Origin of the sequence: Mesorhizobium sp. M2A.F.Ca.ET.067.02.1.1, from assembly GCF_004023285.1 — a bacterium.
Classification (GTDB): Bacteria; Pseudomonadota; Alphaproteobacteria; order Rhizobiales; family Rhizobiaceae; genus Mesorhizobium.
Genome location: NZ_RZSB01000267.1, coordinates 1 through 7,274 on the forward strand (window position 1 = coordinate 1; position 7,274 = coordinate 7,274).

Genomic DNA, 7,274 nt, shown 5'->3' on the forward strand with positions numbered 1-7,274 from the left:
GTATCGCGATCCCGCGCGGCGGCTATGTCCCCTCCTATGAGCTGAACGCAATCCGCCTGCCCGGTGACGCAAGGTCCGCCACCGGCAACATCGCGCGCCAACCCCTGGCATCGGCCGAAGCCGCTCCGGCGGCCGACTATCTCGACAGCCCGACATCGGACGAACCCGTGCCGTTTATGGCGCCGGCCGCGCCTGCACAATCACTGACGCGGCAACTGCGATTCTTCTGGGCTGCCATGGTTCTGGTCATTGCCATGCTCGGCGTGCTCATCTTTCGCCAAGGCGATGCCTTGCTCGGCGGCGGCGACACGGCGGTCGAAACGGCGGGCATCGCCGGAACCACCGCCCAGTCAGTATTCGACTCCTTGCCGCTCATCTACATTGCCATGAACGCCGATGGAGCAGAGGCAGCTCGCGTCGCATCGTCGTTGCGCGCCGGTCTTGCCGGTTTCGACACCATCGACTTCATCGGGCGCGCTCCGGATTCAACGCGCGATCAATCGGCCGACCCGATCAGTTTCGTCTTCGATATTGTTCCCGGCCCCGCCGCCGGCGACGTCACGGTCGAGCTGCAAAGCGTCGCGACCGGTCGGGTTCTGCTGTCGCGCAACCTGACATCGGCCGAAACCGCGCCCGGCGCGGTTGAAAGCAACATCGCCAGCCTTCTGACATCGACCATTCCCGCTTCCGGCGCGATCTACAGCTACATCGACCAGAGCGACCTCAGGACCAGCCAGATCGGGTGCCTGTTGCTCGACGACCGCTACTTTCTCGACATGAACGCCCAGTCGCACGAGGTTGCGTATCGCTGCCTGGAGAAGCTTGCCGCCGCAGGCACCAAATCGTCGCTCGTCTATGCGGAACTGGCCGCGCTTCATGGAGAGGCCGTCACCGCCCACTATCCTTATCCGCCAGATGCGACGCTCGAAAAGGCCATGTCGCTTGCGCACCGCGCCGTTCAGATGGGGCCTATGAACCCGCACGCGCATCGTGCCCTCGGCTACCTCAACTCGCGCCTCGGCAACGCGGACGAAGCGATCCGCTTGACGCGCAAGGCCTACGAACTCAACCCATATGATCTCGGCATGGCCGCCGCCTATGGCTATGGGCTGATCTTCGCCGGCAAGTATGATGAGGGAACGCCGATCCTGGGCCACGCGGTCGAGGCCTTCAGCGGCCATCCGACCTGGTGGGATTATGGCCTGTTCGTCGGCGCCTTCATGCAGGGCGATATGAAGAAGGCCGCCATCGCCAGCGAGTCGCTGCGCACGACGGCATCCAAGTCGCATTATCTGGCCGCGCGCCTGATCGGCGCCAGGCTTTCGGGCCGCGACAAGCTGGCGGGCGAGCTTGCCAACGAGCTCATCGCCGAATTCCCGAAATTCGCCGCCGACCCGCGCGCGACGTTCGTCGACCGCAAATATCCCGCGGATCTCACCGATCGGCTAGTGCAATCCTTGCGTGCCGCCGGCATCGGCAATCCGACCTAGAGTTAATGTGAAGCGGTTTTCCGTCTGAAATTGCGGAATCGCATCAAGACTAGGACATAGGCACACCTTACGCCCGTGTTTGGGCCACCTGATCGCAGCAGCGGAAGTATCACGCTGTGATCCGACACCTATTAGGACGGGTTTCCACGTCGAGCGCCTGACGGAGCGCTTCGGTCGCGAAAATTTTACTAGCCACAGGTCTGGATCAGGAGCAATTCAGCCACAATTTCTGATTGCTGCCTGCTCACCGCTCCTTTTTCATGCTTCCACTCCCTTATGCCGTCGAGGCCGGCGCTGGTCCGAGGACGATCGTCTTTCTGCATGGCTTTGGAGCCTGCCGTGAGATCTGGCGTGACGTCATGGCACCGCTGGCGGCCGAGGCGAGAATATTGGCCTACGATCTGCCGGGCCATGGTCATTCGCTGCAATGCGAGGGCATGGGCGGGGCCAAGCCGGCCGCGCGGGCCATCCTCGCCGATCTTGCCGCCCGTCAGCTGGCCAAGGTCCATCTCGTCGGTCATTCCATGGGCGGCGCGATTGCGACATTGATGGCGCTAGCCGATCCTGGCAGGGTGGCTTCGCTCACGCTGTTGGCGCCCGGCGGCTTCGGCCCGGAGATCAACGCAGCCCTGCTGCGCCGCTATGCGGCGGCTTCCGGCAGGAAGCAGATCCGCGCCAGCCTTGCGGCCATGTCGGCCCCGCGCAGCGTGCCGCCTGACCACGTGGTGGATGCGCTTTGCCTCATGCGCGAACAGCCCGGCCAGTTGCAGACCTTGATCGATATGGCGGCCGCGATAACCAAGGATGAGCGGCAAGGTGTCATCCCTCGAGCGCAGCTCGATGCGCTCGACATGCCGGTGATGGTTGTTTGGGGAGCGGAGGATCCGCTCCTGCCTGTCGGGCAGGCCGAGGCCCTGCCGTCGCATTTCCATCTGCACCATGTCCTTGACGCGGGTCACATGCTGGTCGAGGAGGCTCCGGACCTGATTGCCGAGATCGTGCGTCGCAACACGCGACGGGGGGCCAGGCGACAACGACCGGTGTACGGGGCGGCAGCAAGCTGACCGGCGCTATCATTCAGTGCATTTTGCCGGCGATTGTGTTAACTCGCTGTTAACCAACAGCGAGACAGCCGCCATGAAGGATGCAGGCGACATAATCACCCCGATCGAGCCATCGCGAAAGCTTTCGGATGCCATACGCGACGTCAAGAACGCCTTCGCCGACCGCGATGACGTGGTTGTCGACATGCGCGAGGCGCACCGCATGCGGCTCGATCTGCTGGCAGCCGAGCTTGCCTCCGTCTTTGCCGATGTCCCGGCTGACATGGACAGCTTCGACTTCGCCGTCTCGTCGGGCCTGCAGCCGCGGCTATGGATCGATGCGGTGAGCCACGTCGCCATGGGACGCGACCGCCGAACCTACCGCTTCCTCAAGGACACGCGCGTCGGCCGCGTGGTGCTGGCTGAATCGACCGAGATGAAAGCCGTCGCCGATGCTGTCACGCGCTACGTGGCCGAACGTGTCGTCGAGCGGCAGCACATGATGGAGGGCGGCATGGAAAGAGCCGTTCCCGGCCTGCATCGTCACGTGGTCCAGGAAGCGGAGCCGCCCATCCGATCCGAAACCGGCCGCAACGGCTGGACGACCTTCTTCGCCGGCCTCGGCCTGATCGCCGCCGGCGCCCTTGTCGGCCTGGCGGTTTCGCTGGTCTTGTTCTGGGACCGCATCATGCAGATGAAGATCAGCTTCTGACGAGTTGGCGCCCGTCTGCCGGCACGTCGAGGTCCATGCTTTGGAGGTCCGACGGCGGCATGGCCGGTCCGGTCAGCCCGCGCCGGGTCAGGCGCAGGCGCCAGTTGCCCCTTTCACCACCGATTTCGAACATGTTGTACTGCGCCGCCGGATGTTTGCCACCCGGCGCCTGGCCGGCGGCGGCGACCCCTACCACCGGCACCTTGGCGCCGCGTGCACCGATGGCGAACAAGGACGGCAGGTGCGAGTGACCGTGCAGGACGAGTTCCGCGCCATGCCGGCGGACGACCTTGTGGAACCGGGCAATGCCGAACAGCCGCTTGTGCTGCGGGACTGCGCCGCGCACCGGCGGGTGGTGGATCATGATGATCCGGAAGAGTCCCTGTTTGACCGTATCATCGAGGACCTTGCCGAGCCGTTCGGCCTGCCCTTCCATGAAGAAGCCGTTGGCCATGAAGGGTGCGGTGGCGCGCGCCGTGGTGACGCCGATCAGCGCGACATTGCCGCGCACGCGCAGATACGGAAAGGAATTGCGGTCGACCGGACTGTTGACGCCGTCGCCCGTCATCCAGGGAGCCCAGGCTCGGCAGACCTTGTCGAAGGCGCCCGGCACATAGGCATCGTGATTGCCGGGGACCACGGAAACGTCGTGCGGCGATCCGAGCGTCTCCAGCCAGTGCTTGGCCATCTCGATTTCGCCGTCGAGTGCCAGGTTGACGAGGTCTCCGGTGACGGCGAGATGGTCCGGTGCGTTCGCCTTGATGTCGGCGACGATTGTGTCGATGACGGCATCATGCATATGGCGGCGTCGGTTGCGCTGCCAGTTGACATAGCCCAGCACGCGCTTGGACGCGAGGTCGCGATAGGTTACATCGGGCAGCGGTCCCAGATGAGCATCGGAAATATGCGTGAGCCTGAACATGACCCCTTCTTAAGCGACGCTGGCGAGGCTTTCCACTCACCCTTTGCTGTTCGCCCAGGGATCGTTCGATGACCGGCACAGACGATCCGGAAGAGGCGTTCCGCCAGACCGGCTGGCCGGGCCTGCGCGCGAGGCTCTTTCATTTTTACTTCGTGCTGCGCCGCCCAATGACGCTCGGCGTGCGTGGCCTGGTTTATGAGCGTGCCTCCAATTCCGTCTTCCTGATCCGCCACACCTATGTTCCAGGCTGGCAGTTGCCCGGCGGCGGCGTCGAGTCCGGCGAGACGCTCGAGGAAGCGTTGACGCGCGAGCTGGCCGAGGAAGGCAACATCGCGCTGCTCGCGCCGCCGGTGCTGAGGTCGATGCATTTCAACCGTCGCTCCAGCAAGCGCGACCATGTCGGCCTTTATCTGATCGAAGCCTTCAGCCAAACCGCGCCGAAACTGCCCGACCATGAGATCGCCGAGGCCGGCTTCTTCCCGATCGATCGCTTGCCGGAAGGCGCGACCCCGGCGACAAGACGACGGATAGCAGAGATTTTTGGCGGGGAGCGCATCTCACCCTACTGGTAATCACGCCGCCTTCCTGAACCTGGCCCGGTCATGCGGCGCGGCATAGTCGAGTTCCGGCCCCACTGGAACGATCCCCGTCGGGTTGATCGATTTGTGGCTGCCGTAGTAGTGCGCCTTGATGTGGTGCAGGTTGACCGTGCCTGACACACCGGGCACCTGATAGAGATCGCGCAAATAATTCGACAGGTTCGGGTAGTCGGCGATGCGGCGCAGATTGCATTTGAAGTGGCCGACATAGACCGGATCGAAACGCACCAGCGTCGTGAACAGCCGCCAATCGGCCTCGGTGATGTGTTCGCCGGCCAGATAGCGCTGTCGCGACAGCCGCTCCTCGATCGCATCGAGCGCCTGGAACAATTCGCCGAAAGCTTCCTTATAGGCTTCCTGCGTGGTGGCGAAGCCGGCGCGATAAACGCCGTTGTTGATTGCCGGGTAGACCTGCGCATTGATCCTGTCGATCTCCGCGCGCAGCGCGGCAGGATAGAAGTCGAGACCCGCATCGCCCCATTGGTCGAAGGCGGTGTTGAGCATCCGGATGATTTCGGAGGACTCGTTGTTGACGATCGTCTGTTCCTGCTTGTCCCACAGCACCGGCACCGTCACGCGGCCGGAATAGGCCGGATCGGCCCTGGTGTAGATCTGGTGCAGGAAATCGAGGTCGTAGAGCGTGTCGCCCGTGGCGCCGTCCTCGGCTTTGAAGGTCCATCCGTTTTCGCCCATGAAGTGGTGCACCACCGATACCGAGATGATGCCGTCGAGCTTCTTCAGGGCACGGAAGATCAAGGTGCGGTGTGCCCATGGGCAGGCGAGCGAGACATAGAGGTGATAACGGCCGGGCTCCGCCTTGAAGCCCCGCCTGCGGCCCTGCGCCGGACGGCCGTCACGCGTGATCCAGTCGCGCCATTGCGACTCTCTGCGTATGAACCGTCCGCCGCTGTCCGTCTCGAACGGGCGGTCCTGCCATTTGCCTTCGATCAGCAATCCCATGCGGAAATCTCCCTGCGGTTCGCAACAATCTAGGCCGATAGCCGGGTTGGCGAAGCCCTTCGACGCTGAACAGTTCGTCAAATGACAAACCAGTTCGTCGAATGGCACAAAGAAACACGAAAAGCGCCGATTGCAGCGGCACAAAATTGGTGCTAGCGGAGGCGCCCATGTTCGACTTTGCCTCGATCCGGTTCGACCGACGACGAAAGGGCGCCCGCGCTTAACAAGCGCTGACTGGCGAACGCTGCCGCTTTGCAGCAAACCTTCCTCGCATGCCGGAACGCAAAGACCATGAGCCTTGCCGACGTGAAATACCTGCCGGAAACCCCGGCCCATGATGCTGAAATCGAAGCCATCAACGACGAGGCCTTCGGCCCGGGCCGCTTCGTGCTTGCCGCCTACAAGATCCGCGAGTCGGGCGGGCACGACCGCTCGATGTCCTATGTCGCCGTCAAGGACGATACGGTGATCGCTTCGGTGCGCATGACGCGCGTGGCCGCGGGCGCGGGACGCGCCATGATGCTCGGCCCGCTTGCGGTGCGCCCCGCCTTCAAGAATGTGGGCATCGGCCGCAAGCTGGTCGCGATCGCGCTGGAAGCGGCCAGGAAGGCCGGCGCGCCTGCCGTCATCCTGGTCGGCGACGAGCCGTATTATGGGCCGCTCGGCTTCAGGCGCTTCCCGCGCGGGCAGATCACCATGCCGCGCCCGGTCGATCTCGACCGGCTGCTGCATCACGAGATCAAGCCGGGCGCAGTCGCCCGCTTTGCCGGTGAGGTCTGCCACGCCAGCATGGCGAGGGTCGCGGAATTTGCCCCGGCTCTGGCGCGGCCGGCCAGCAATGCGCAGCTATCGATCGAGCCGGCCATTGCGGTTGCGCCTCCCCTGCGCGCCTCGTAGCATAATCCGGAATCCTGGGAGGCTTGCATGAACCCGAACGGCCAGATCGCGATCGTAACCGGTGGCGGATCGGGTCTTGGCGAGGCGACGGCGCGCGCGCTTGCCGACAAGGGCGCCCACGTCGCCATCCTCGATGTCGGCATCGAGCGCGCGGCGAAGGTCGCGGCCGACATCGGCGGCATTGCCGTCCAATGCGACGTCTCTAGCGGGGACAGCGCCACGGTCGCGATCGCCGAAGTAGCTGCAAAGCTTGGTCAACCGCGCATCCTGGTCAATTGCGCCGGCATCGCCATCGGTGTGAAGACGATCGGCAAGGACGGACCGCATCCGCTCGACCAGTACCGCAAGGTTATCGAGATCAACCTGATCGGCACGTTCAACATGATCCGCCTCGTTGCCGATCGGGCGGCGCAGCTCGATCCGCTTGCCGGGGGCGAGCGCGGCGTCATCGTCAACACCGCCTCCGTTGCCGCCTATGACGGCCAGATCGGGCAAGCCGCCTATTCCGGTTCCAAGGGCGGCGTCGTCGGCATGACGCTGCCGGTCGCGCGCGATCTGGCGCGCTCCGGCATTCGCGTCTGCACCATCGCGCCCGGCATCTTCAAGACGCCGATGATGGCCGGCATGCCACAGGACGTGCAGGATTCACTC

Annotated in this window: 8 protein-coding genes; 6 read left to right on the top strand and 2 right to left on the bottom strand. The window is 64.1% G+C overall.

What is annotated here, in order from left to right; translation table 11 throughout:
* The 3 genes from EOA28_RS18635 to EOA28_RS18645 all read left to right on the top strand — a co-directional run.
* Positions 1-1,490: hypothetical protein (locus EOA28_RS18635; RefSeq protein WP_128315142.1), on the top strand; the 1,490-nt coding region annotated here is incomplete at its 5' end.
* 260 nt (positions 1,491-1,750) lie between these two features.
* Positions 1,751-2,554, top strand: a complete 804-nt coding sequence (locus EOA28_RS18640) for an alpha/beta fold hydrolase (protein WP_127252488.1) — start codon at positions 1,751-1,753, stop codon at positions 2,552-2,554.
* 73 nt (positions 2,555-2,627) lie between these two features.
* Complete coding sequence (locus EOA28_RS18645) at positions 2,628-3,245, top strand: hypothetical protein (RefSeq protein WP_127252487.1); 618 nt, start codon at positions 2,628-2,630, stop codon at positions 3,243-3,245.
* Here the strand turns inward: EOA28_RS18645 and EOA28_RS18650 are convergent.
* Entirely contained in the window at positions 3,235-4,167 is a 933-nt protein-coding gene (locus EOA28_RS18650; protein WP_127252486.1) for a metallophosphoesterase, read from the bottom strand. The genes EOA28_RS18645 and EOA28_RS18650 overlap by 11 nt on opposite strands.
* A gap of 68 nt (positions 4,168-4,235) precedes the next feature.
* On the opposite strand from EOA28_RS18650, the gene EOA28_RS18655 reads away from it, so the two are divergent.
* Positions 4,236-4,739: an NUDIX domain-containing protein gene (locus tag EOA28_RS18655; RefSeq protein WP_127252485.1), complete on the top strand. Its 504-nt coding sequence runs from the start codon at positions 4,236-4,238 to the stop codon at positions 4,737-4,739.
* On the opposite strand, the gene EOA28_RS18660 is transcribed toward EOA28_RS18655, so the two are convergent.
* Complete coding sequence (locus EOA28_RS18660) at positions 4,740-5,726, bottom strand: glutathione S-transferase family protein (RefSeq protein WP_127386082.1); 987 nt, start codon at positions 5,724-5,726, stop codon at positions 4,740-4,742.
* 291 nt (positions 5,727-6,017) lie between these two features.
* Here EOA28_RS18660 and EOA28_RS18665 point away from each other — a divergent pair, with 291 nt between their 5' ends.
* Positions 6,018-6,623: an N-acetyltransferase gene (locus EOA28_RS18665; protein WP_127250712.1), complete on the top strand. Its 606-nt coding sequence runs from the start codon at positions 6,018-6,020 to the stop codon at positions 6,621-6,623.
* Between the two features lie 27 nt (positions 6,624-6,650).
* Positions 6,651-7,274, top strand: a 624-nt coding sequence (locus EOA28_RS18670) for an SDR family NAD(P)-dependent oxidoreductase (protein WP_128315143.1), incomplete at its 3' end; no start/stop codon positions are given.

Excerpts from the sequence above, each read along its gene's own strand:
- EOA28_RS18640 (WP_127252488.1), top strand. The coding sequence starts at position 1,751 with ATGCTTCCACTCCCTTATGCCGTCGAGGCCGGCGCTGGTCCGAGGACG.
- EOA28_RS18645 (WP_127252487.1), top strand. The coding sequence starts at position 2,628 with ATGAAGGATGCAGGCGACATAATCACCCCGATCGAGCCATCGCGAAAG.
- EOA28_RS18650 (WP_127252486.1), bottom strand. The coding sequence starts at position 4,167 with ATGTTCAGGCTCACGCATATTTCCGATGCTCATCTGGGACCGCTGCCC.
- EOA28_RS18655 (WP_127252485.1), top strand. The coding sequence starts at position 4,236 with ATGACCGGCACAGACGATCCGGAAGAGGCGTTCCGCCAGACCGGCTGG.
- EOA28_RS18660 (WP_127386082.1), bottom strand. The coding sequence starts at position 5,726 with ATGGGATTGCTGATCGAAGGCAAATGGCAGGACCGCCCGTTCGAGACG.
- EOA28_RS18665 (WP_127250712.1), top strand. The coding sequence starts at position 6,018 with ATGAGCCTTGCCGACGTGAAATACCTGCCGGAAACCCCGGCCCATGAT.